This is a genomic window from Mycolicibacterium rhodesiae (assembly GCF_002086695.1).
Lineage (GTDB): Bacteria > Actinomycetota > Actinomycetes > Mycobacteriales > Mycobacteriaceae > Mycobacterium > Mycobacterium rhodesiae.
In genome coordinates this window covers 1-23320 of the sequence record NZ_MVIH01000012.1, presented here as the reverse complement: position 1 = coordinate 23320, position 23320 = coordinate 1, and the positions used below count along the sequence as shown (strand labels likewise).

General features: G+C 68.0%; 22 protein-coding genes. 8 read left to right on the top strand and 14 right to left on the bottom strand.

Features of this window, described 5'->3' with window-relative positions:
- Positions 1 to 5 precede the first annotated feature (5 nt).
- From BST42_RS21395 to BST42_RS21385, 3 genes are all read left to right on the top strand, one after another.
- Entirely contained in the window at positions 6 to 335 is a 330-nt protein-coding gene (locus BST42_RS21395; protein ID WP_083121335.1) for an ArsR/SmtB family transcription factor, read from the top strand.
- The gene (locus tag BST42_RS21390) at positions 335 to 1006 is read left to right on the top strand and encodes a cation efflux transmembrane domain-containing protein (RefSeq protein ID WP_083121334.1); all 672 of its coding nucleotides are present in this window, start codon (positions 335 to 337) and stop codon (positions 1004 to 1006) included. The genes BST42_RS21395 and BST42_RS21390 overlap by 1 nt, the downstream gene beginning before the upstream one ends.
- A 203-nt stretch (positions 1007 to 1209) precedes the next feature.
- Positions 1210 to 1395, top strand: a complete 186-nt coding sequence (locus BST42_RS21385; RefSeq protein ID WP_083121333.1) for a hypothetical protein — start codon at positions 1210 to 1212, stop codon at positions 1393 to 1395.
- On the opposite strand, the gene BST42_RS21380 is transcribed toward BST42_RS21385, so the two are convergent.
- Positions 1396 to 3438 carry an NAD(+) synthase gene (locus tag BST42_RS21380; protein ID WP_083121332.1) on the bottom strand — a complete coding sequence of 681 codons (2043 nt, stop codon included), beginning with the start codon at positions 3436 to 3438 and terminating at the stop codon, positions 1396 to 1398.
- 98 nt (positions 3439 to 3536) lie between these two features.
- Between BST42_RS21380 and BST42_RS21375 the strand changes: the two genes are divergently transcribed.
- From BST42_RS21375 to BST42_RS21360, 4 genes are all read left to right on the top strand, one after another.
- Positions 3537 to 4076 (top strand): cysteine hydrolase family protein, encoded by a 540-nt coding sequence (locus BST42_RS21375; protein WP_083121331.1) that lies wholly within the window; start codon positions 3537 to 3539, stop codon positions 4074 to 4076.
- A 138-nt stretch (positions 4077 to 4214) separates the two neighbouring features.
- Complete coding sequence (locus tag BST42_RS21370) at positions 4215 to 4454, top strand: hypothetical protein (protein ID WP_083121330.1); 240 nt, start codon at positions 4215 to 4217, stop codon at positions 4452 to 4454.
- A 76-nt stretch (positions 4455 to 4530) separates the two neighbouring features.
- Complete coding sequence (locus BST42_RS21365) at positions 4531 to 5106, top strand: YdcF family protein (RefSeq protein WP_083121329.1); 576 nt, start codon at positions 4531 to 4533, stop codon at positions 5104 to 5106.
- Positions 5107 to 5125: 19 nt separating this feature from the next.
- The gene (locus tag BST42_RS21360; RefSeq protein WP_083121328.1) at positions 5126 to 5962 is read left to right on the top strand and encodes an NAD-dependent protein deacetylase; all 837 of its coding nucleotides are present in this window, start codon (positions 5126 to 5128) and stop codon (positions 5960 to 5962) included.
- Here the strand turns inward: BST42_RS21360 and proB are convergent.
- The 12 genes from proB to BST42_RS21300 form a co-directional block, all read right to left on the bottom strand.
- Positions 5959 to 7059, bottom strand: coding sequence for a glutamate 5-kinase (proB, locus tag BST42_RS21355; RefSeq protein ID WP_083121327.1), 1101 nt, complete (start codon positions 7057 to 7059; stop codon positions 5959 to 5961). The two genes, BST42_RS21360 and proB, sit on opposite strands and share 4 nt — an antisense overlap.
- Entirely contained in the window at positions 7056 to 8504 is a 1449-nt protein-coding gene (gene obgE / locus BST42_RS21350; RefSeq protein WP_083121326.1) for a GTPase ObgE, read from the bottom strand. Before obgE ends, proB begins: the two co-directional genes overlap by 4 nt.
- A gap of 86 nt (positions 8505 to 8590) precedes the next feature.
- On the bottom strand, positions 8591 to 8854 hold the full coding sequence (gene rpmA, locus BST42_RS21345) for a 50S ribosomal protein L27 (RefSeq protein ID WP_036344398.1): 264 nt from the start codon (positions 8852 to 8854) through the stop codon (positions 8591 to 8593).
- Positions 8855 to 8863: 9 nt separating this feature from the next.
- Positions 8864 to 9175, bottom strand: a complete 312-nt coding sequence (rplU, locus tag BST42_RS21340; RefSeq protein ID WP_083121325.1) for a 50S ribosomal protein L21 — start codon at positions 9173 to 9175, stop codon at positions 8864 to 8866.
- Between the two features lie 158 nt (positions 9176 to 9333).
- On the bottom strand, positions 9334 to 12225 hold the full coding sequence (gene rne / locus BST42_RS21335) for a ribonuclease E (RefSeq protein ID WP_083121324.1): 2892 nt from the start codon (positions 12223 to 12225) through the stop codon (positions 9334 to 9336).
- Positions 12226 to 12510: 285 nt separating this feature from the next.
- A complete protein-coding gene (ndk, locus tag BST42_RS21330) occupies positions 12511 to 12921 on the bottom strand; it encodes a nucleoside-diphosphate kinase (RefSeq protein ID WP_083121457.1) in 411 nt (136 codons plus the stop codon).
- Between the two features lie 17 nt (positions 12922 to 12938).
- Positions 12939 to 13331, bottom strand: a complete 393-nt coding sequence (locus tag BST42_RS21325) for a DUF4233 domain-containing protein (RefSeq protein ID WP_083121323.1) — start codon at positions 13329 to 13331, stop codon at positions 12939 to 12941.
- Positions 13328 to 14758, bottom strand: a complete 1431-nt coding sequence (gene folC, locus BST42_RS21320; protein WP_083121322.1) for a bifunctional tetrahydrofolate synthase/dihydrofolate synthase — start codon at positions 14756 to 14758, stop codon at positions 13328 to 13330. The genes BST42_RS21325 and folC overlap by 4 nt, the downstream gene beginning before the upstream one ends.
- Positions 14755 to 17406: a valine--tRNA ligase gene (locus tag BST42_RS21315; RefSeq protein ID WP_083121321.1), complete on the bottom strand. Its 2652-nt coding sequence runs from the start codon at positions 17404 to 17406 to the stop codon at positions 14755 to 14757. Before BST42_RS21315 ends, folC begins: the two co-directional genes overlap by 4 nt.
- Before the next feature lie 64 nt (positions 17407 to 17470).
- The gene (locus BST42_RS21310) at positions 17471 to 18064 is read right to left on the bottom strand and encodes a DUF937 domain-containing protein (protein ID WP_083121456.1); all 594 of its coding nucleotides are present in this window, start codon (positions 18062 to 18064) and stop codon (positions 17471 to 17473) included.
- A 44-nt stretch (positions 18065 to 18108) separates the two neighbouring features.
- On the bottom strand, positions 18109 to 19368 hold the full coding sequence (locus BST42_RS21305; RefSeq protein WP_083121320.1) for a saccharopine dehydrogenase family protein: 1260 nt from the start codon (positions 19366 to 19368) through the stop codon (positions 18109 to 18111).
- A gap of 24 nt (positions 19369 to 19392) precedes the next feature.
- A complete protein-coding gene (locus BST42_RS21300) occupies positions 19393 to 21375 on the bottom strand; it encodes a S9 family peptidase (protein ID WP_083121455.1) in 1983 nt (660 codons plus the stop codon).
- A 36-nt stretch (positions 21376 to 21411) separates the two neighbouring features.
- Between BST42_RS21300 and BST42_RS21295 the strand changes: the two genes are divergently transcribed.
- Positions 21412 to 22578 carry an FAD-dependent oxidoreductase gene (locus BST42_RS21295; RefSeq protein ID WP_083121319.1) on the top strand — a complete coding sequence of 389 codons (1167 nt, stop codon included), beginning with the start codon at positions 21412 to 21414 and terminating at the stop codon, positions 22576 to 22578.
- A gap of 26 nt (positions 22579 to 22604) precedes the next feature.
- Here the strand turns inward: BST42_RS21295 and BST42_RS21290 are convergent, their stop codons facing one another.
- On the bottom strand, positions 22605 to 23096 hold the full coding sequence (locus tag BST42_RS21290; protein ID WP_083121318.1) for a transglycosylase family protein: 492 nt from the start codon (positions 23094 to 23096) through the stop codon (positions 22605 to 22607).
- Between the last annotated feature and the right edge of the window lie 224 nt (positions 23097 to 23320).

The window sequence follows — 23320 nt, the reverse complement described above, 5'->3', positions numbered from 1 at the left end:
GATAAATGCAGAGCGTCACTCACAGCGATGCCCTCGCCCGGTTCGGTTCCGCATTGTCCGATCCCACCCGGGCCGAAATCCTCCTTCTGCTGCGGGACGGCCCCGGCTACCCATCTGATCTGGCCGAGACCATCGGGGTCTCGCGCCAGATCCTGTCCAACCACCTGGCCTGCCTGCGCGGTTGCGGGCTGGTGGTGGCCGAACCCGAAGGGCGGCGCAGCCGCTACGAGTTGGCCGACGCCCGGATCGCCAAAGCTCTCGACGATCTGCTCGGGTTGGTACTCACAGTCGATCCGGCCTGCTGCTCGGTCGCCGACACTGAGGACTGCTGCTGATGGTCACGCTCAGCACCCATGCCCGGCGAGCGCAACTCAAGCGACGGATCCGCCTGCTGGTGGCGGCCACGATCTCCTACAACGTCGTCGAGTCCGCCGTCGCCCTCACCGAGGGCGCACGAGTGTCATCGGGCGCCTTGATTGGCTTCGGCTTGGATTCAATCATCGAGGTGACCTCGGCGGCCGCGATCGCCTGGCAGTTCTCCGCGAAAGACCCTGAGACACGGGAGAAGACCGCGCTGCGGATCGTCGCGTGCTCGTTCTTTGCACTGGCCATTTACGTCAGCGTCGACGCGGTGTCATCGCTGATCGGTCTTGAGGAACCGCGCCACTCCCCGATCGGTATCGGACTAGCCGCGCTCAGCCTGGCCATCATGCCCATGTTGTCCTTGGCGCAGCGCCGCGCCGGGCGCGAGCTCGGCTCTTTGTCGGCGGTGGCCGACTCTAAGCAGACCCTGCTGTGCACCTACCTGTCCGCGGTGCTGCTCGCCGGGCTGCTGCTCAATGCACTCGCCGGCTGGTGGTGGGCGGACCCGATCGCCGCGCTGGTCATCGCCGGCGTGGCGACGCGCGAGGGTATACAGGCGTGGCGCGGGGACGCCTGTTGCGCTCCACCCATGGACGACGACGAATGTTGCCCGGGGGAGGCATCGCCCCCGCCGTCACATTGACGTGCGATCAGCGGATTGCCCGGTGGTACTCGTCGCGCCGAACATGTTGACGCTCATCGCCTTTGCCGTGCTGGCCGCGTCTATCGAGGTTCAGGTCCGTGTAGTCGAGGAGCCGTCTCTGCTGCGGTTGCAAGGCCAGGCCTACCGGGACTACGTCGCAGCGGCCGGCCGGGTCGTTCCTCACGTTGGCTAAGCTGGTCTCAATGGCACGCGAGCAGAGCACTCACTCCAGGACCAGCCGGCTCTACGTCCCGTTGATCATCGGTCTGATTCTGGGCGTGACCCTGGCCACCGCTACCGAACATTGGTGGTGGTCGACCGTCGGTGTGCTGGCCGGCGCGGCTGTCGGCGGAATTGTCGAACTGATACACCGGAAGTCGCGCCGCTGATCACTCCTCCGGAATCTCCTGCTCGATCTCGGCAAGCCAGATTCGCGCCGACATGTCCGACGGGGCACGCCAATCACCGCGCGGCGAGAGCGATCCGCCGTGCGACACCTTGGGTCCGTTCGGCAGCGCCGACCGCTTGAACTGGCTGAACGAGTAGTAGCGCTGCACGAAGACACTCAGCCAATGCCGAATCTCCTTGAGCGAGTAGGCCGGACGCTTACCTTCGGGGAAGCCCGGCGGCCAGGCTCCGCCGGCGGGATCGCTCCAGGCGTGCCAGGCCAGGAACGCGATCTTGGACGGCCGGAAGCCGTACCGCAACACCTGGAACAGCGAGAAGTCCTGCAGCGAGTACGGGCCGACCTTGGCTTCGCTGCTCTGGATCTCCTCGTCCTCACCGGTCGGCACCAGTTCGGGGGTGATCTCGGTGTCGAGGACCGACTGCAGGATCTCGCCGACTTCGTCGGAGAACTCTCCGGACGAGATCACCCACCGGATCAGATGCTGGATAAGGGTTTTCGGCACTCCGCCATTGACGTTGTAGTGCGACATCTGATCGCCGACCCCATACGTCGACCAACCCAGGCCGAGTTCGGAGAGGTCACCGGTACCCAGGACGATCCCGCCGCGCTGATTGGCGATCCGGAACAGATAATCCGTGCGCAGACCGGCCTGCACGTTCTCGAAGGTAACGTCGTACACCTTCTCGCCGCGAGAGAACGGGTGACCGATCTCCTTCAGCATCAGCGTGGCCGTGTCCCGAATGTCCAACTCCGAGAACGTGACTCCCAACGCCTGCGAGAGCTTGATCGCATTACTCTTGGTGCGGTCACCGGTCGCGAACCCGGGCAGGGTGAACGCCAGGATGTCGCTGCGCGGCCGGCCTTCCCGGTCCATCGCCCGCGCGGCGACGATGAGAGCGTGCGTCGAGTCCAGGCCGCCGGACACCCCGATCACGACCTTCGGATAGTTCAGCGCACGTAGCCGCTGCTCGAGGCCGGCGACCTGGATGTTGTAGCCCTCGTAGCAATCCTGCTCCAAGCGAAGCGGATCGCTCGGCACGAACGGGAACCGCTCCACCTCGCGCATCAATCCGATGTCCCCGCTCGGAGGGTCGAGTTGAAAACCGATGCGGCGGAACGACGTCAACCGATCCTGATGGTGGCGGCGATTGTCGTCGAAGGTGCCCATCCGGAGCCGCTCAGAGCGCAACAGATCCAGGTCGACGTCGGCGACCGAGCGTCGCTCACCTTTCGGGAATCGCTCGGATTCGGCCAGCAGACGGCCGTTTTCGTAAATCATCGTCTGGCCGTCCCAGGCCAGGTCGGTGCTGGACTCGCCCTCGCCGGCCGCGGCGTAGATGTAGGCAGCCAGGCAGCGCCCCGACGCCGAACGGGCCAGTAGCTTGCGGTCCTCGGCCCGGCCGATCGTGATCGGGCTACCGGATAGGTTCGCCAACACCGTCGCACCCGCCAAGGCCGCCTCGGCGCTCGGCGGAATCGGGACGAACATGTCCTCGCAGATCTCGACGTGCAACACCAGACCGGACACGTCGTCGGCGGCGAACAGGAGGTCAGGTCCGAAAGGCACATCGGCACCACAGATGCGGATCGTGCTGTGCATGTCGTCACCGGCCGCCACCTGACGGCGTTCGTAGAACTCGCGGTAGTTCGGTAGATAGGACTTCGGCACCACCCCGAGCACCGCACCGCGATGGATGACCACCGCGGTGTTGTAGATGCGATGCAGATACCGCAGCGGCGCACCGACCACCAGCACGCCGAACAGATCGGACGACGCCGCAACGATGTCGAGCAGCGCGTCCTCAACGGCATCCAGCAGCGAGTCCTGCAGCAGGATGTCCTCGATCGAGTAGCCCGACAAGGTGAGCTCGGGGAACACCGTCACTGCAACGCTGTCCTCGTGGTTGGCCCGCGCCATCCGCAGCACCGACTCGGCGTTGGCGGCGGGGTCTGCCAGCACCGTGTGGTGCGTGCACGCAGCGACCCGCACGAACCCGTGCCGGTAGGCGGAGTAGAAATCCATGGCCCCATTGTTGCCCGTCACTCCCGTGGCGGAAACGGTAACCACCCTTCGGACGTCTCCGACGTGTCGTCCGGCCCTGAACGGGTAGTCGGCGGGACATGTCCAATACCGCGCTCTTGGTAGTCGACATGCTCAACGCCTACCGACATCCCGACGCCGACATGCTGGCCGACAACGTCACCGACATCGTCGAGCCCTTGGCTGACCTGATCAACGAGGCCAGGAGCCGTGACGACGTCGAACTGATCTACGTCAATGACAACTATGGCGATTTCACCGCAGAGCCCAGTGACCTCGTACGAAGCGCCCTGGACGGGGCCCGGCCGGAACTGGTTCGCCCCATCGCCCCGCACGAGGGCGCCCGGATCATGACCAAGGTGCGGCACAGTGCCTTCTACGCCACCCCGTTGGAATACCTGTTGACCCGGCTGGAAGTCGAGAAGGTGATTCTCACCGGGCAGGTCACCGAACAGTGCATCCTCTACAGCGCCCTGGACGCCTACGTCCGCCATTACTCGGTGATGGTGCCCAAGGACGCGGTGGCCCACATCGACGCCGAACTAGGCGCGGCCGCCCTGGCGATGATGGAGCGCAACATGAGCGCCGAGATCGTCGCGGCGGAGAAGTGCCTGCCCTGAAGGGTGCGCCAAATGGGTTGAGCAGGAGCCGTTTCGAGTAGCGCTCTACGCGCTCGTTCGGGCAGGCCCGGTCGTAGGTTCTGAAGTACGGCCGGAGGTGCCGGCCCATCAGATCGGGGGATCGAAATGTCTATCCACATGCCTGCCCGACCGAAGCCTCGAGTCGTCGACACCCGGCCGACCGTGCTGATCACCGAACACGAAGTCACGATGCTGACGGCTGCCACCATCTCGCCACACGCGAAGGCGGGCATGGTCTCGCGCTGGATCGCGGCGCACCGGGCGGCTCGCGAGTCCTCTGTCAGCCATCGGCGACTCGTCGCGCACTACGACTTCCTGGAGCATTCCGCGATGGCGCGGGCTATGGAGCACCTGTGAGAGTTGAGACGCGAGTAACAGCTGTGATGACCTGGGCGATTAGCCAATCAGCACTGTCGAACGGGTCGGAGGAAGCGTGCGTCGTCGATGGAAGGCCGCCTGCGGCGCCGTGCTCCTGGTCGTCGCCACGCTGATCGGCGAGCTCGTGCCTGCGGCGCACGCCGAGCCGGTGGCCGCGGCCAAGGACTTCTCCAACCCGGCGATCGTCGTTCTGGGTTACGGCCTGCTGCCGGACGGCTCGATGCGGATGATCCTGCGACGCCGGGTGCTGACCGGACTCGCCGTCGCTCAGATGTACCCGCACTCCCCGATCATCGTCACCGGCGGTAACCCGCAGAACGGGGTGACCGAGGCCGCGCAGATGCGCCGCATGCTGCTGATGCTGAACTTCCCCGACAGCCGGATCATCGTCGAGGACAAAGCCAACAGCACCGTGCAGAACGCCCAGTTCTCGGTGCCGCTGGCCAAGAAGGCCAACACCTCGGGGATCATCCTGGTGACCTCGTCGACGCACCAGGGCCGCGCCGACGGCGATTTCGTCGACGCCGGCGCCAACCTGCTGGCCACCGTGAGCTACCCGGACGGCAATCCAACGCTCAACATCACGCAGTTCGCTCACGACGTACTGAGCCCCGTCACCAACTTCGGCTAGCCCACCTACTCTGGAAGGCGTGGAAAGCCCCGAACTCGTCGCGTTGTTGGCGGGCCGGCGCGTCGCCGTGCTCACCGGCGCGGGGATCTCCACCGACTCAGGCATTCCGGATTACCGCGGCCCCGACTCGCCGCCGGCCAATCCGATGACGATCCGGCAGTTCACCTCCAGCCGTGAGTTCCGGCAGCGGTACTGGGCGCGCAACCATCTGGGCTGGCGGCACATGGCACAGACCATGCCCAACGCCGGGCACCGGGCGCTGGCCCACCTGGAGCGCGCGGGTGTCGTCAACGGCATCATCACCCAGAATGTGGACCTGCTGCACACCAAGGCCGGCAGCCGCAATGTCATCAATTTGCACGGCACCTACGCGCAGGTGGTGTGTTTGAACTGCGGGCACACGATGTCGCGCGCGGCACTGGCCGACGAACTCGAGGCGGCCAACCCGGGGTTCGCCGAACGGGCCGAGCGGCTCGGCGGTATCGCGGTAGCGCCCGACGCGGATGCCATGGTCACCGACACGGAGTCGTTCCGCTTCATCGACTGCCCGTCGTGCGCAGGGATGCTCAAACCCGACATCGTGTACTTCGGCGAGAGTGTGCGCAAAGAAATTGTGGCCCAGGCATATTCACTGGTCGACTCATCCGATGCGCTGCTGGTGGCCGGATCGTCATTGACGGTGTTCTCCGGGTATAGGTTCGTGCGGCACGCCGCCGCGCTGGGGATGCCCATCGCCATCATCAACCGCGGGCCGACCCGGGGTGACGACCTCGCTACCGTGAAAGTGGACAGCGGGTGTTCGCCGATGCTGGCACTGCTGGTCGACGAGCTGTCCGGGTGGGTCTCCGCGAGCTAGACGGCCACCAGATCGTCGGCGTGCACTGCGGGACGGCGCATTTCGGCGGGCAGGTCCGAGGTCGAGCGGCCGATCATGGTCGTCAGCTCGGCTGCGTCGTAGGCCACCACCCCGCGGGCGACCATCTCGCCGTCGGTGTCACGCAACTCGACGACATCGCCGCCGAAGAATCGGCCCGACACCCCGGTGATGCCTGCCGCCAGCAGTGAGCGCCGCTGCTTGACCACCGCGCGCACCGCGCCGGCGTCCAGCGTCAGCGCACCCGACGCTTCGGCGGCATACCGAACCCAGAATCGCCGCGCCGACATCCGGTCGGGCCGCGGCGCGAACACTGTGCCGACCGACGCGTCGGTCAGAGCGGCGGCGGCGTCGACCGACGCGGCCAGCAGCACCGGCACCCCGGCGTCGGCGGCCAGTAACGCCGAGGACAGCTTGGAGCGCATCCCGCCGGTGCCCAGCCGGCTACCTTCACCGGCCACCACTCCGTCGAGATCGTCGGGTCCGGCCACCTCGGGGATGAACCGGGCGTCGGCCTTGCGCGGATCGGCGTCGTACAACCCGTCGATGTCGGAGAGCAGGATCAGCGCGTCGGCGCCGACGAGGTGCGCCACCAGCGCCGAGAGCCGGTCGTTGTCACCGAAGCGAATCTCGTTGGTGGCCACGGTGTCGTTCTCGTTGACGATCGCTACCGCATGCAGCGACCGCAGCCGGTTCAGCGTGCGCTGGGCGTTGGTGTGCTGCACCCGCATCGAGATGTCGTGCGCGGTCAGCAGCACCTGGCCGACCGTGCGGTCGTAGCGGGCGAACGCCGCACTCCACGCGTTGACCAAGGCCACCTGCCCGACACTGGCGGCGGCCTGCTTGGTCGCCAAATCCGTTGGACGCCGGTTCAATCCGAGCGGCTCGATGCCGGCTGCGATCGCGCCCGAGGACACGATCACCACGTCGGAGCCTGACTTCATCCGCGCCTCGATCGCCTCGACCAGCTTGGCCAGCCGGCCGGCGTCGAACAACCCCGATTTCGTGGTCAATGCGGTGGTGCCGATCTTGACGACGACGCTGCGCGCCGTACGCACCGCCTCGCGGTACTGACTCACGCCTCGTCCTCGTGCTCCCGGCGGTGACGGCGGGCCTCCTTGCGCTCGGCCGCCCCGATCCGGTCGTTCTGCTCCAGCCGGGCGTCGGTGCCGCGCCCTGTCGGCGTGACATCGACACCGGCCGGGGTCTGCGGCTCCCAGTCGAAAGTCATGTCGCCGATCGTGACCGCGCAGCCCGGCTTGGCACCGAGCTTGAGGAGTTGGTCCTCCACCCCGAGACGGGCCAGCCGGTCGCCGAGATAGCCGACGGCTTCGTCGTTGTCGAAGTTCGTTTGAGCGATCCACCGTTCGGGCCGCACGCCGCGCACCACGAAACCGCCCGGGTTGTGCGGGTCGGCCTCGACGGTGAACCCGGTCTGATCGACCGGGACCGGCCGGATCACCGGGCGGCGCGGCACCACTTCGGGCTGGGCCGCCTGGTACGCCGCCACCATGTCCCACAGCGCGAAGGTCAACTCGCGCAAGCCTTCCCGGCTCACGGTCGACACCTCGAAGACCGGCCAGCCGCGCGCCTCGATGTCGGGGCGCACGAAGTCGGCCAGCTCCCTGGCCTCGGGCACGTCGATCTTGTTGAGCACCACCGCCCGCGGCCGGTCGGCCAAGTCGCCCAGCGTCGTATCGCCTTGCAGCGTCGGACGATACGCGGCCAGTTCGGCTTCCAGCGCGTCGATGTCGGAGATCGGGTCGCGGCCCGGCTCCAGGGTGGCGCAGTCGACCACGTGCACCAGCAGGGCGCAACGTTCGATGTGACGAAGAAAGTCCAGGCCCAGACCGCGACCTTCGGAGGCGCCGGGGATCAAACCGGGGACGTCGGCGACCGTGAACGTGTGGTCGCCCGCCGACACGACACCGAGATTGGGCACGAGCGTGGTGAACGGGTAGTCCGCGATCTTGGGTTTCGCCGCCGAAATCACCGACACCAGTGAGGATTTGCCTGCCGACGGAAACCCGATCAGACCGACGTCGGCGACCGTCTTGAGTTCCAGGGTGAGTTCGCGTTCCTCACCCTTCTCGCCGAGCAGCGCGAACCCCGGGGCCTTGCGGGCCCGCGACGCCAATGCGGCGTTGCCCAGACCGCCTCTGCCGCCCTCGGCGGCGACGAAACGGGTTCCCGCGCCGACCAGATCAGCCAGCAGACGGCCGCTTTCATCGAGTACGACGGTGCCGTCGGGCACCTTGACCTCGAGATCGGAGCCGTTGGCTCCCTCACGGTTGCTGCCCATCCCCTGCGTGCCGGACGGCGCCGCGACATGCGGGTGGAAGTGGAAGTCGAGCAGGGTGTGCACCTGCGGGTCCACCACGAGCACGACGCTGCCGCCGCGTCCGCCGTTACCGCCGTCGGGCCCACCGAGTGGCTTGAATTTCTCCCGATGTACCGAGGCGCAGCCGTTTCCACCGCTGCCCGCGCGGGCATGGATGACGACGCGGTCCACGAAACGAGGCATCGGAGCGTCCTTTCAATCGTCGAGTGTGAACCTGGTGCGAGTTATGGGTCTGGACCTCGCAGTGGATTCACACTCGCGATGCAGACCTACTCCGGTCGCGCGGCGCGAACGATGTTGACGGTCTTGCGACCGCGCTTGACGCCGAACTCCACGAGGCCGGGAGCGGTGGCGAACAGGGTGTCGTCACCGCCGCGACCGACGTTCACGCCCGGGTGGAAGTGGGTGCCACGCTGGCGGACGAGGATCTCGCCGGCCTTGACGAGCTGGCCGCCGAAGCGCTTGACGCCGAGGCGCTGGGCGTTGGAATCGCGACCGTTGCGTGAGCTGGAAGCGCCCTTTTTGTGTGCCATGTCAGCTCCCTACTTGATTCCGGTGACCTTGAGGACCGTCAGCGGCTGACGATGACCCTGCCGCTTGTGGTAGCCGGTCTTGTTCTTGAACTTGTGGATGCGGATCTTCGGGCCCTTGGTGTGCTCGAGGATCTCGCCGGTGACCGCGACCTTCTCCAGAGCCTTCGCGTCGGTGGTCACCGTGGCGCCGTCGACGACGAGGGCGACCGGCAGCGACACCGAGGCGCCGGCCTCGGCCTCGAGCTTCTCGACCTTGACTATGTCTCCAACGGCGACCTTGTACTGCTTGCCGCCGGTCTTGACGATTGCGTACGTCGCCATCGTGTCCTTCGCTCTGCTCTGTGCGGGCGCGCGCTAACCGAGGCTGCGTGCGCGGGTCTTGGGGTGCGGGATCTTGAGCCCGCTGCCACCGGCGACGGACGCCTGGCGACAACTGGTCAAGGGTACGTGACCAGCACCGGGAGGGTCAAACCGCCACCCTACGACGTCGGCGGTCCCGCTGGTCGGGCCGCTGACCGGCGCCGCGGCCGGCGCGCAGCCGCCGCAGGTGCCGAGGTCACGACCGGTTGCTCGTCCTCGTAGTCGTCGGAATCGTCGTCATCCTCGGAGTCGTCGTCGACATCGAGGCTGACCTCGTCGAGGTCCTCGTCGTCTTCGTCCAGGTCGACATCGATCTCGTCGTCGTCATCGTCGTCATCGTCGTCGTCCTCGTCGTCATCGGACTCGTCGTCGTCATCGGACTCGTCGTCATCGTCGAGATCCTCATCGGCGACCTCCTGGGCGACCTGCTCGGCGGTATCGTCCGATTCCTCGGCCTCGGTCTCCCGCTCGATCTCGTCGGCCAGTTCCTCTTCGGCCTCGTCATCCTCGTGCTTGCCGTTGGCGGCTGCCATCGCCTTGAACATCGGATGCTCAGTGCTGTGCTGGGGCACCTTCGCCACCGGCGCCTCTTCGGCGCGACCACGCTTGCCCCGCTTGCCGCGCCGGCCACCGCCACCGCCGCCATTGCCGGACTCAGACTTACGCCCGGCCGCCTGGGTGGTGTCGACAGGATCGGCATGCAGGACGATGCCGCGGCCGCTGCAGTGCGTACAGGTGGTGGAGAACGCCTCGACCAGTCCAGTGCCCAACCGCTTGCGGGTCAGCTGGACCAGCCCCAGCGAGGTCACCTCCGACACCTGATGGCGGGTGCGGTCGCGGCCCAGCGCTTCGGTGAGTCGCCGCAATACGAGGTCGCGGTTGGACTCCAGCACCATGTCGATGAAGTCGATGACCACGATGCCGCCGATATCGCGCAGCCGCAGCTGGCGGACGATCTCCTCGGCCGCCTCGAGGTTGTTCTTGGTGACGGTCTGCTCGAGGTTGCCGCCCGCACCGGTGAACTTGCCGGTGTTGACGTCGACGACGGTCATCGCCTCGGTGCGGTCGATCACCAGCGTGCCGCCGGAAGGCAGCCACACCTTGCGGTCCAGCGCCTTGGCCAGCTGCTCGTCGATGCGGTGCACGGCGAAGACATCCGGACCGTCCGGCCCACCGGCGGGCTCGTATTTGGTCAGCTTCGAAACAAGGTCGGGCGCAACGGAACTGACGTAGTCATTGATGGTCTGCCAGGCGTCGTCACCGGAGACGATAAGCCCGGAGAAGTCTTCGTTGAACAGGTCGCGGATGACCTTGACCAGCACGTCGGGCTCTTCGTAGAGAGCGACCGCAGCGCCGGCCTTGTTTCCCTTGACCCGCTCGGCTTCCGCCGCGATCGTGGTCCAGCGTTCCTGCAGCCGGGTGACGTCGCCGCGGATGTCTTCTTCCTTGACGCCTTCCGAGGCGGTCCGGATGATCACACCGGCGTCGTCGGGTACCACGTCGCGCAGGATTTCCTTGAGCCGCTGACGTTCGGTGTCGGGCAGCTTGCGGCTGATCCCGGTCGACGAGGCACCCGGTACGTAGACGAGGTAACGCCCGGCCAGTGACACCTGCGTGGTCAGTCGCGCACCCTTGTGGCCGACCGGGTCCTTGCTGACCTGGACGACGACGTAATCGCCGGGCTTGAGGGCCTGTTCGATCTTGCGCTGCGCACCGCCGAGACCGGCGGCCTCCCAGTTCACCTCACCGGCGTAGAGCACCCCATTGCGGCCGCGGCCGATGTCGACGAACGCCGCCTCCATCGAGGGCAGCACGTTCTGCACGATGCCGAGATAGATGTTGCCGACCAGGGACGCCGAAGCGGCCGAGGTCACGAAGTGCTCGACGACGACGCCGTCTTCCATCACCGCGATCTGGGTGTAGCGGGCGCCCTCGTGCGGCGGTTCGGTGCGGATCTTGTCGCGCACCACCATCACCCGTTCGACAGCCTCCCGGCGGGCCAGGAATTCTGCCTCGGACAGGATCGGTGGGCGCCGGCGACCGGCGTCACGGCCGTCGCGGCGACGCTGACGCTTGGCCTCCAGGCGGGTGGAGCCGCTGATGCCTTGGATTGCGTCCGGGTCGCGTTCGGCCTTGGCGCGCGGCGCACGTTCGTGCACGACGGTGTTCGGCGGGTCGTCGGACGATCCGTTGTCGGAATCGTCGCCGCCGCCGGTCTTGCGGCGTCGCCGCCGACGACGCCGGCGGGTCGCGCCCTCACCGGTGTTCGTCTCGTCGTCGCTGTCGTCGTCGTCGCTTTCGGACTCGTCGCCGGACTCGGCGTTCTCGTCGGCCGTCTCGGAGTCGTCGGCGTTCTCGCCATCGGCGCCGCCCTGCTCGCCGCGGCCACGGCCGCGACCGCGCCGCCCGCGACGGCGGCGGCGGTTGGCGGGACGTTCGGACTGGTCACTGTCGGTTTCGCCGCCGGACTCGTCCGTGTCGTCCTCGTCGTCCTCGTCGTCCTCGTCATCGTCCTCGTCGACAACAACCCTGGGCTTGCGTTCGACCTCGACCGGCTGCGGGGCGACGAACAGCGGCATGTAGGCCGCCTGCTCGACGGTCTCGACCGTCGTGGTCTCCAGGATCAGCCGCGACTCCGGCTCCTCGGCCGTGTCGGGTGTCTCGGGGACCTGGGGCGTTTCCGCCTCGGGGGCGGTCTCCTCCGCGACGACTGCAGCGGCCTCGACGGGCTCAGCGGCCTCGACCGCGGTGGCCTCGGGAGCAGCTGCCGCCAGGACGTCGCGCACGCGAACCGCGTCGGTGCGATCGACGCTGGAGTGCGGGCTGCGGGTGCGGCCGTCGAGTTGGCTGAGGGCGTCGAGCACGCGCCGGCTGGTGGTGCCGAGCACTCGTGCCAACGAGTGCACCCTCAAGCGCTCGGGCAGCTCTTCACCGGCGGCCGGCGCCGGGGGTTCCCACTGTGACGGAGTGGGGTTTTCGGGTAGATCCTGATAGAGGTCATCGTTGGCCACGTATTCTCCTCAAGCCCCCGGGCGCGTCAATTCGACGCGGCCACGCGAGGGCTTCCGCTATGTGCCCGGTAACTTTCCCCGGGCTTGTTTATTGGTCTCGCTCCGAACGGCTCATGACGAACGAATTCGGTGCCTGGCTGAATGACGGCTGTGACGGTCGGCGCCTCACCAGGTGGTGGTCGCGCACGTCGTAAGTCTTCATCCGGATGGGCCTTGGGGGCTCATCCGCAGCCAGTATCCCACACCGCCGCGGCTCTTCGGACGACAGTGGGCCGGGAAGTCGGGTTAGAAGTCGGGAAACCAGAGGCTGATCTCGCGTTCGGCCGACTCCGGGGAGTCAGAGCCGTGCACGAGGTTGAACTGGGTTTCCAGGCCGAAATCGCCCCGGATGGTGCCGGGCGTGGCCTTCTCGACGGGGTCGGTACCGCCGGCGAGCTGCCGGAACGCCGCGATCGCGCGCGGGCCTTCCAGGACTGCCGCCACCACCTTGCCGGAGGTGATGAACTCCAGCAGCGAGTCGAAGAACGGCTTGCCGTCGTGTTCGGCGTAGTGCGCGCGGGCCAACTCGTCGCTGACCTGCTTGAGCTCCAGGGCAGCCAGGGTGAGGCCCTTGCGCTCGATTCGGCTGATGATCTCCCCGACCACCTGCCGCTGCACGCCGTCGGGCTTGATCAGGACCAGGGTTCGCTCGCTCACGGCGGACAGCGTACCCGTCATTCCGGGGGTTGCTGCTGGCCGGGCAGCAGGCCGCGGCGCTGCCTGCGCAGCACCTCGGCGCGCAGGTAGGCGAGGATCACCCACACCACCACGAACAACAATCCGACCATTCCGACCGCCGGATAGACAAAGAATCCCGCGACCAGGATGAGTTGCACGCCCAGGTTCAGCCAGATGGCATACGGCCTGCCCTGCACGCCGGCCAGCAGCACCAGGAAGACCGCGAACCCCACGAGGTAGGCCGTCGACCATGCGCTCAGGCCGCCGCCGACCATGCTGACCACCGGCAGCGCCAGCAGGACGACGATCGCCTCGAGGATGAGGGTGCCGGCCATGACGCCCCGGAAGCTCTTCCAGGGATCCGGCGGAGCTGCGGGGGTTTCGCTCATTGCGGGTCCTTCCCGAACAGGGTGCGGGCCGCGCCTGCGGTCACCACCGACCCGGTGATGACGATGCCTGCCCCGGACAGCCCCTCGTCGGTCGCGGAATCCTCGACCATCGCGGTGGCGATTTCGATGGCGTCGGGCAGCGTGTCGGCCCGCGCCACCCGGTCCGGGCCGAAGATCTCCTCGGCCCGCAGCGCCAGCGCGTCCACCTCGAGGGCGCGGGGCGACCCGTTGTGGGTGACCACGACCTGGTCGAAGGCCGGCTCCAGCGCGGTGAGGATGCCGGTGACGTCCTTGTCACCCATCAGCGACAGCACCCCGACCAGGAACCGGAAATCGAATTCGGACGTCAGCGCGTCGGCCAGTGCGGCGGCGCCGGCCGGATTGTGGGCCGCGTCGAGGAACACCGTGGGCGCACTGCGCATCCGCTCGAGACGGCCCGGGCTGGCCGCCGCGGCGAACCCCGCTCGCACCGTGTCGACGTCGAGCTGGCGGTCGGCCCCGGCGCCGAACAACGCCTCGACCGCCGCCAGCGCGACCACGGCGTTGTGGGCCTGATGCTCGCCGTGCAGCGGCAGGAAGATGTCGGAGTACACCCCGCCCAGGCCCTGCAGCTGCAGCACCTGTCCCCCGACCGCGACCTGGCGGCCCAGGACCGCGAACTCGGAGTCCTCCCGCGCGACGGCCGCGTCGGACTTGACCGCCTGGGCCAGAAGCACTTCCATCGCCTCGGGGGCCTGGCGACCGATCACCGCGACGGTGTCGGTCTGCACCAGATCACCCCGCGGCGCCCCGATGATGCCGGCCTTCTCGGCCGCGATCTCGCCGATGGTGTCACCGAGGTACTCGGCGTGGTCGATGCCGATCGGGGTGATCACGGCGACGGGTGCGTCGACGACATTGGTGGCGTCCCAGCGTCCGCCCATTCCCACCTCGACGACGGCGACGTCGACGGGCGCATCGGCGAAGGCGGCGAAGGCCATCGCGGTCAGCACCTCGAACTTGCTCATCGCGGGGCCACCGTCTTGTTGAGACTGAGCGTCGACAAGCTGCACGAACGGCTCGATCTCGCGGTAGACCTCGACGTAGCGGGCCGGACTGATGGGCTCGTTGTCGATCGCGATGCGCTCGACCGCCGACTGCAGGTGTGGGCTGGTGGTGCGCCCGGTCCGGCGGCTGAACGCAGTCAACAACGCGTCGACGATGCGGGCCACCGACGTCTTGCCGTTGGTCCCGGCGATATGGATGCACGGGTAGCTCAGCTGCGGCGAGCCGAGCATCTCCATCAGCGCCTCGATGCGTGCGGTGCTGGGCTCCAATTTGGTTTCCGGCCAACGCTGGTCGAGCAGGTGCTCCACCTGTAGCAATGCGGCGATCTCGTCGGGGGTTGGGGCCTGAGTTTCATAGGACCCGTCCAGTGGCTCGGTCATGCCAGCGCAGCCAGCCGGGCGGTGATCCGCTCGACTTCCTCGGTGGCCAGCTGCTGGCGACCGCGGATCTTGGCGACGACCTCGTCGGGCGCCTTGGCCAGGAACGCCTCGTTGTCGAGTTTGGCTGTGGTTCCTGCCAATTCCTTGTTTGCCGCAGCCAGGTCCTTTTCCAGCCGCCGGCGTTCGGCGGCCACATCGACGGTGCCCGAGGTGTCGACCTCGACGTTGACGGTGCCACCCGACAGCCGTACCTCGATGTGCGCGCTGGCGGTGAAGTCCGCGCCCGCGTCGGTCAGCCACGCCAACGCCGCGACTGGGGCGAGCTGGGCGCCCAGGCCGGTCGTGTCGAGACCCGTCAGCCGGGCAGGAACCTTCTGCCGGTCGGCGAGGCCCTGGTCGCTGCGGAACCGCCGGATCTCGGTCACCAGCTTCTGCACATCGGCGATCCGTTGCGCGGCAACCTGATCCAGGGCGATCCCGGACGCTGTCGGCCACTCGGCGATCACCAGCGACTCGTTACCCGTGAGTGCCTTCCACAACGCCTCGGTGACGAACGGCATCACCGGGTGCAGCAGTTTCAGCAGGGTGTCCAGCACAGCCGCCAGCACAGCAGTGGTATCGGAAAAACCGTCGGCCAGCTGGACCTTCGCCAGTTCCAGGTACCAGTCGCAGAACTCGTCCCAGGCGAAGTGGTAGAGCGATTCGCACGCCCGGCTGAATTCGTAGCCGTCGAGAGCCGAATCCACTTCCGCGCGAACTTCTTCCAGTCGGCCGAGGATCCAGCGGTCAGCGTCGGTGAGCTCGGCGACGTCGGGCAGCTGCGCGGGGGCGGCACCGTTCATCAGCGCGAACCGGGTGGCGTTGAACAGCTTGGTGGCGAAGTTGCGGGAGGCGCGGGCCGCGTCCTCGCCGATCGACAGGTCGCCGCCCGGGCTGGCCCCGCGGGCCAAGGTGAATCGCAACGCGTCGGCGCCGAACAGTTCCACCCAGTCCAGCGGGTCGATGCCGTTGCCGCGGGACTTGCTCATCTTGCGGCCGTGTTCGTCGCGGATCAGCCCGTGCAGGAAGACGTTCTCGAACGGCACCTGCGGACCCCGCGCACCGTCTCCGGTGATCACCTCGTCGCCCGAGACGAACGTGCCGAACATGACCATGCGTGCCACCCAGAAGAACAAGATGTCGTATCCGGTGACCAGAACGCTTGTCGGGTAGAACTTCTCGATCTCGGGGGTGCGCTCAGGCCAGCCCATCGTGGAGAACGGCCACAATGCCGAGGAGAACCAGGTGTCCAGGACGTCGGGATCTTGCTCCCAGCCCTCCGGCGGGGTCTCGTCTGGACCGACGCAGACCTTCTGACCGTCGGGGCCGTGCCAGATCGGGATCCGGTGGCCCCACCACAGCTGTCGCGAGATGCACCAGTCGTGCATGTCGTCGACCCAGCCGAACCAGCGCGGCTCCAGGCTCTTCGGGTGAATGACGATGTCGCCGTGGCGCACCGCGTCACCGGCCGCCTTCGCCATCGACTCGACCTTCACCCACCACTGCAGACTCAACCGCGGTTCGATGGGCTCACCGCTGCGCTCGGAATGCCCGACGCTGTGCAGGTACGGCCGCTTCTCGGCGACGATGCGGCCCTCTTCGGCAAGCGCCTCACGCACCTTCACCCGGGCTTCGAAGCGGTCCAGGCCGTCGAATTGCGTTCCGGTGTCGGCGATCCGGCCCTTCGTATCCATGATCGACGGCATCGCCAAGTTGTGCCGCATGCCGATCTCGAAGTCGTTCGGGTCGTGTGCCGGGGTGACCTTGACTGCGCCGGTGGCGAATTCGGGGTCGACGTGTGCGTCGGCGACGATGATGATCTGCCGATCCACGAACGGATGCGGCAGGGTCTGGCCGACCAGGTGCCGGTAGCGCTCGTCATCGGGGTGCACCGCGATCGCGGTGTCGCCGAGCATCGTCTCGATCCGGGTGGTGGCCACCACCAGGTGCGGCTCGTCGTCGTTCATCGACCCGTAGCGGAAGGACACCAGCTCGCCCTCGACGTCGGAGTACTTGACCTCGAGATCCGAGATCGCCGTTTCCAGCACCGGCGACCAGTTGACGAGGCGCTCGGCCTGGTAGATCAGGCCGGCGTCGTAGAGCCGCTTGAAGATCGTGCGCACCGCCCTGGACAGGCCCTCATCCATGGTGAATCGGTCGCGGCTCCAATCGACGCCGTCGCCGAGGCGGCGCATCTGGGCGCCGATGGTGCCACCGGACTCGCGCTTCCAGTCCCACACCTTCTCGACGAACAGCTCACGGCCGAAGTCCTCTTTGGTCTTGCCGTCGACGGCGAGTTGCTTTTCCACGACGCTCTGGGTGGCGATGCCGGCGTGATCCATCCCGGGCAGCCACAGCACCTCGTAGCCCTGCATGCGCTTACGGCGGGTCAGCGCGTCCATCAGCGTGTGGTCCAGTGCGTGCCCCATGTGCAGGCTGCCCGTGACGTTCGGCGGCGGGAGCACGATCGAATACGCGGGCTTACCGCTCGTGGCGTCGGCCGTGAAGTAGCCGGCGTCGACCCAGCCCTGATACATCTGCGTCTCTACCGCCCCCGGATCCCACGACTTGGGGAGGGCGTCGGCGCGAGAGTCGTCAGTGGTGGTCACCCGACAATTCTAGGAACGCGCCCCGGGCTCCTTCGTACCGCCCGCAGTGCGGCGGTTATCCGCGCTACTTTTTCCCGCCCAGCAGGCCACCGAGGATGTCGCCGATGGCACCGCCCTGTTTACCGCCCAGCACGTTGCCCAGAATGCTGCCGAGCGGGTTGTCCCCGCCCCCGGCTCCGCCGGTGGCGCCGCCGAGGATGCTGCCGAGCACGTCACCGAGCCCGCCGCCGGACGCCCCGGCCTGGGTCGAGCCGCCACCGGCCTGCTTGCCCAGGTAGGCCAGCACGATGGGGATGAGGATCGGCAGCAATTTCTTGAACAGGTCCCCGCCACCGGCACCGGATCCGGCCAGCGCCGAGGCCACCTGGTTGGTGTCGTTGCCGCCGAAGATCCGCGCGACGAACTGCTCCCCGGCCCCGGTGTCGACCTGGTCGACATTCACCCCGCCGTCGAGCAGGCCGCTGCCGGCCTGCGACGCGATCGCCGATTCGAGCGTGCTTGAGTCGATGTCGTCGGAGACGACGTTGTGCTGGATGCTGCCGACCAGGGTGGGTACCAGGGTCTGGATCGCCTGCTTCACGTCACCCTCCGGGGCGCCGATCCTGCTGGCGATATCCGCGACGGGAATCTGGCTGTAGAGATCGTCGAGACCGGCCATGAGGTCCACCTTCAGTGCTGGATGTGCGGCACGCCCAGCTGAGACTAGTCGCTGAGGCGGACCGTCTGCAGCGAAATCCCGGCGGCAGGGAACCGGTCCAGCAGGGCGTCACCCATGGCGGCGGCGGGCGTCAGCACACCCCGCAGATCCGACAACTTGTCCCGGTCGAGTGCCAGCGCAAGGCCGCATTCGCCGAGCATCACCGAGGTGGCCTTGTACCCCGGATCGCCCTGCTGGGCGATCGTGGCGCAGTAGCGTGCGCCGGTCGTGGTGGTGGTGTAGGTCTCGGCGCGGTAGTAGCCGCGGTCTCGGGCCGCCTCGCTGGGTCCGGTGCCGGGCTTGGGGGCGATCCGCTCGACCAGGCGGCGCGGCAGGAGCCGGAAGAACCGGCTGCCCAGCGCGACGGCACCGTTGTTCGCCGCACTGGCCACCGCCGACACCACGGGCGCGGCGACCGACGAGCCGACGCTCATGTACTCGGCATAACGCAACCGGCGTCCGTAGGCGTACTCCAGAAGCGCGTTGCTGCGCCGCACGATTCGCGTGTTGTACATCGCCATCGCGAACCCGGTGGTCCACACTCCGGCCAGTTCGGGCGCGATCTCGCGCCCGCGCCGCCACGGCAGGTCCGGCTGTGGACCCAGTTCGGGCTCCGCGGCCCGGTCCTGGGTGAGGGTGTACGGATCCTCCAGCATGCGCCGGGTGTTCGGATCGTTCGACGACGCACGGAAGACCTCGATCATGGAGGCGACCGTGCCACCCGACACTCCGCCGGAGAATCCGCGCAACACGAAGTCGGTGTCTCCGAGTTCGCCCGTGCCGTCCGTCTGCGCTCGCCGGTACAGCGCGAAAACGCTCATATCCGATGGGATGGAATCGAATCCGCACGCGTGCACGATGCGGGCGCCGGTGTCGACGGCCTGCTTGTGGTAGTCGTCGATGCTCTGCCGCACGAACATGGCCTCACCGGTGAGGTCGGCGTAGTCGGTGCCTGCCGCGGCGCACGCCGCGACCAGAGGCAGGCCGTAGCGGCTATAGGGGCCGACGGTCGTGATGACGACCCGGGTGCGCGCGGCCATGTCGGCCAGCGACGACGGGGAGGCAGCGTCGGCGGTCAGTAACGGCCAGTTCTGGGCCGATCCGCCGAGCGTTTCGCGCACCTTCAGCAGCTTGTCGGGTGACCGGCCGGCCAGGGCCACCCGCACGTCACCGCCGGAACGGGCCAGATATTCGGCGGTGAGCTTGCCGACGAATCCGGTGGCCCCGTATACGACGATGTCGAATTCCCGCTCCGCTGAGGTCATGGTGGCCAACTTACCGGGGGTGGGTCAGCCCAGCGTTTCGGGGAACTGCGCGGTCTGCCCCAGGACATGTTCGGCCAGGAACGCGGTGACCACCTGGTACCAGATCTTCGCGTGCTGCGGCGAGAGCACCCAGTGGTTCTCGGACGGGAAGTACAGGAACCGGTGCGGCGAGGTGCCGTCGTCGGCTGCGGGCAAGCCGGAGTCGGTCAGCAGCTCGTACCACAGCCGCAGCGCCTCGCCGATCGGCACGCGATAGTCCTTGTCGCCGTGAATCACCAGCATCGGGGTGGTGATGTGCTCGACGAAGCGGTGTGGCGAATTGTCTTGCGCCATGGCCGGTGTCATCTCGCGCGCCCAGTAGTAGGCGCCGTCCGTGGTCGGGCCGAACTGGTCGAGCGCCCACAGGCTGGCGTGGGTGACGATCGCGGCGAATCGGTCTGTGTGGCCGGCCACCCAGTTGGCCATGTAGCCGCCGAACGATCCACCCATCGCCGCCGTGCGCCCCGGGTCGATGCGCGGGTGCGCCACCGCGGCGTCGACGGCGGCCATCAGATCCTCGTACGGTGGCCCACCCCAGGCACCCCACCCGCGCTGGATGAAGTCCTGCCCGTAGCCGGTGGACAGCGCCGGATCGGGTAGCAGCACCGCGTAACCGCGGGCCGCCATCAACCACGGATTCCACCGCCACGACCACACATTCCAGCTGCCCAGCGGTCCGCCGTGAATCCACAGCAGCAACGGTGCGGGTTCTTGGCCGGATGGCAGCACCAGCCAGGACCGCACCCTCGTTCCGTCGCCGGCGGTCGCCACGGTCTCGGTCAATTCGCCCGGGAGTTCGGGCAATTTTACGCACGGCAGTACGGTGACCGCTCCGGACGGGTCGACGCGCACCGGGTGCGGCGGGGCCGCATAGGAGCTTCGCAGCGCGTAGACGACCCCGTCGGGTGCGGCGGTGACGTTCGAGTAGCTGAAGTCGTCGTCGGTGATCTGGCGGACGTCGCCGTCCACGCCGACCGCGAAGATCGGGCAGCGACCGTTGTCGTCGGCGGTGACCAGAACACCGGAGCCGTCCTGTTTCCACGTCGCCGACGCCGGCCACCGGTCCCAGCCGGCCGCCAGCTGCGTCCACTCCCCCGATCGTAGATTCAAGTAGCACAATGTGATTCGTGGCGCCTCGTGCGGTGTCGAGACGGTCTCACGGGTGAACACCACGGCCGTACCGTCCGGGGAGATGGCCGGGTGTTCCAGGTCCGCGGCGGGATCCTCGGCGATCACCGAGCGCTCACCGGTCGCCAGGTCGATGCGTACCAATATCGATCGCAGGGCGGCGCGCGGAGCGGACACCCGCCAGGTCGCCACCGCGAAGGTACCGTCCGGGCTGACGGCGAAATCCGCCTCGCCGAGCGCAGGCCCCGGCTCCCGCGTCAGGTCGGTGAGCGCACCGTCGGCTGCGACGCCGAACAGATGCGTCTCGTCCGGGCCGAGGTCGGAGTCCCAGTGCCGCACCGGGTAGCCGGTGTGCAGGATCGCGCTGATCTTGTTGTCCTTACGCAGTTTTCGTAGCCGGCGCTCGTCGTCGACGGTGCCGGCCGACGGCAACAGCGGCGCACCGATGACGACCGCGGCTGCATTGCGCGCGGTCCGGACGGCACTGATCCCGGCAGGCAGCTCGGCCAGCTGAACGGACTCCCCGCCTGCGACGGGCAGCAGCCACAGCGCGGCCGGCGGCTTGTCGTCGTCCGCGTTCGGTCGCACCGAGGTGAACAACAGATCGCCGTCGGCGGTGAACGCCGGTGCGGCTTCGCCTTTGGCGCCGCGCGTCAGTCGGCGGGCCGGGGCGGCACCGCCCGGATCCAGTTCCCACAGGGCGGTGACATATTCGGTCTTGGCGGCGTTGAGTTCGGCGACGCATGTGACGACACGCGACCCGTCGGCCGACACCGCCAGCCCGGAAACCCGGGGCAGTGCGATGTAGTCGTCGAGATCGTTGAATGGGCCCGAGGTCATGTCCCGTTGGTAGCACATGCCGGTTAGGTTCAGGGCATGGCCGAGATCGCAGTCGTCGGGGCCGGCATCGCCGGACTCGCCACCGCCGCGGCGCTGGCCCGGCGCGGGCATGCCGTCACCGTGATCGAGGAGCGCACCGACACCGGTTCCGGGGCAGGGATCAGCATCTGGCCCAACGCCCTGGCTGCCCTCGACCATCTCGGTCTCGGCGATCAGGTGCGAGCGGCGGGCGGCCGGATCGCTGCGGGCGCGATCCGCTGGAAGGACGGCCGATGGTTGCGGCGCCCGGCTGGTGAGCGGATCGTCACTGCGCTGGGTGAGCCGCTGGTGGTGCTGCAGCGCGCGGCGTTGCGCGACGTACTCGCGGGCGCACTGTCGCCGGGCACCGTCGTCGACGGCGTGGGGGTACGCGGGCTGAGTTCGACCGGCGCCGGGATGCGGCTTCACCTGACGGATGCCTCGACCCGCGACGTCGACGCGGTGGTCGGCGCCGACGGCACGGGCTCGGTGGTGGCGCGCCATCTCAACGGTCCTCTGCGTCATCGCTACGCCGGATACACGGCCTGGCGCGGCGTCGCCTCGATGTCGATCGACCCCGAACTGGCCGGCGAGACGATGGGCGCGGGGGCTGAGGTGGGCCATGTGCCGATGGGCGGCGGCCGGACGTACTGGTTCGCCACCGAGCGCGCGGCCGAGGGCGCGTCGGCGCCACAGGGCGAGCTCGGGTATCTGCGCGAGCGGTTCGCATCGTGGGCCGCGCCGATCCCGGCCATGTTGGCGGCCACCGATCCCGCCGAGCTGCTGCGCAACGACCTCTATGACCGCAGCATCGCTCGTCGTTGGGTGGCGGGGCCGGTGGTGCTGGTCGGCGACGCCGCGCACCCCATGCGACCCCATCTGGGTCAGGGCGGGTGCCAGGCGCTGGAGGATGCCGCCGTGCTGGGTGCATTCGTCGACCTGTCCCCCGACCTGCCGAAGGCGTTCGCCGCGTTCGAATCGTTCCGCCGCCGCCGGGTGCGCGGCATTGCCGCCGAATCGCGGCTGATCGGTCGGGTGGTGAACCTGCGACCCCCGGCGCTGAGCGCACTCGCCAGCTGGTCCACGGTGGTGATGCCGGAGGTGCTGGTGACCCGCCACCTCGCGTCGATCGCCGCGCGGTCCGCTTTCCGGCTCCCCACACGCGACGACGCCCAGTCGGCCTGAGCCGGCAGGGCGTCGTCAGCGATGAATCAGCGGAGGCCGAGGGCGTTGGCGATCGCGCGGCCCGGATCGTGGAAGGCCTGGCACATCTTGTTGAAGTCGATGGACTTGAACGGACCGCTCATCACGTTGGCGCAGGCTCCACCCTGAGCCGGGGCGGTGCCGCTGGAGACCGGGGTGGCGAAGGCCGGCGTCCCGGCGGCCTGGCCGCATGTGGGCCAGGCGCCCATGCCCTGCTTGCGGGCGACGTTCTCGGCGACCCGGATCTGCTCCTCGCGGGAGGCGTGGGCCGCGCTGCCGATGCCACCGTTGGCCTTCCAGGTGGCATCGCTGAACTGCAGACCGCCGGAGAAGCCGTTGCCCGTGTTGGCGCCCCAGTTGCCACCCGATTCGCACTGCGCGACCGCGTCCCAGTTCACGCCACTGTCTGCGCTGGCATTTCCGATGCTCAGAACGAACCCGGCGAGTGCCAGGGCGGCGGAGATGACTGAGAGGGTGATGATCCTGCGCAGAGTGCTCATTGGTGTTGTCCCTTCCCGACAAAGGGGGCACTGGTGTGCCGCTGTGATGTGAATCGCAGCGCGTGATGCAGTTGTTACGGGCGTGTCGATTGATTTTTCTGAGAATTTTGATAAGGAAGTGGCCGGAGAAATAAGGGTGGCGGCGGGGGAGACACCCCCGCCCCCCCACAGCGATCCGGAGTTAAACACCCCCGCCCCCCCCCCCCCCCGCCCCGCCGCCCCCG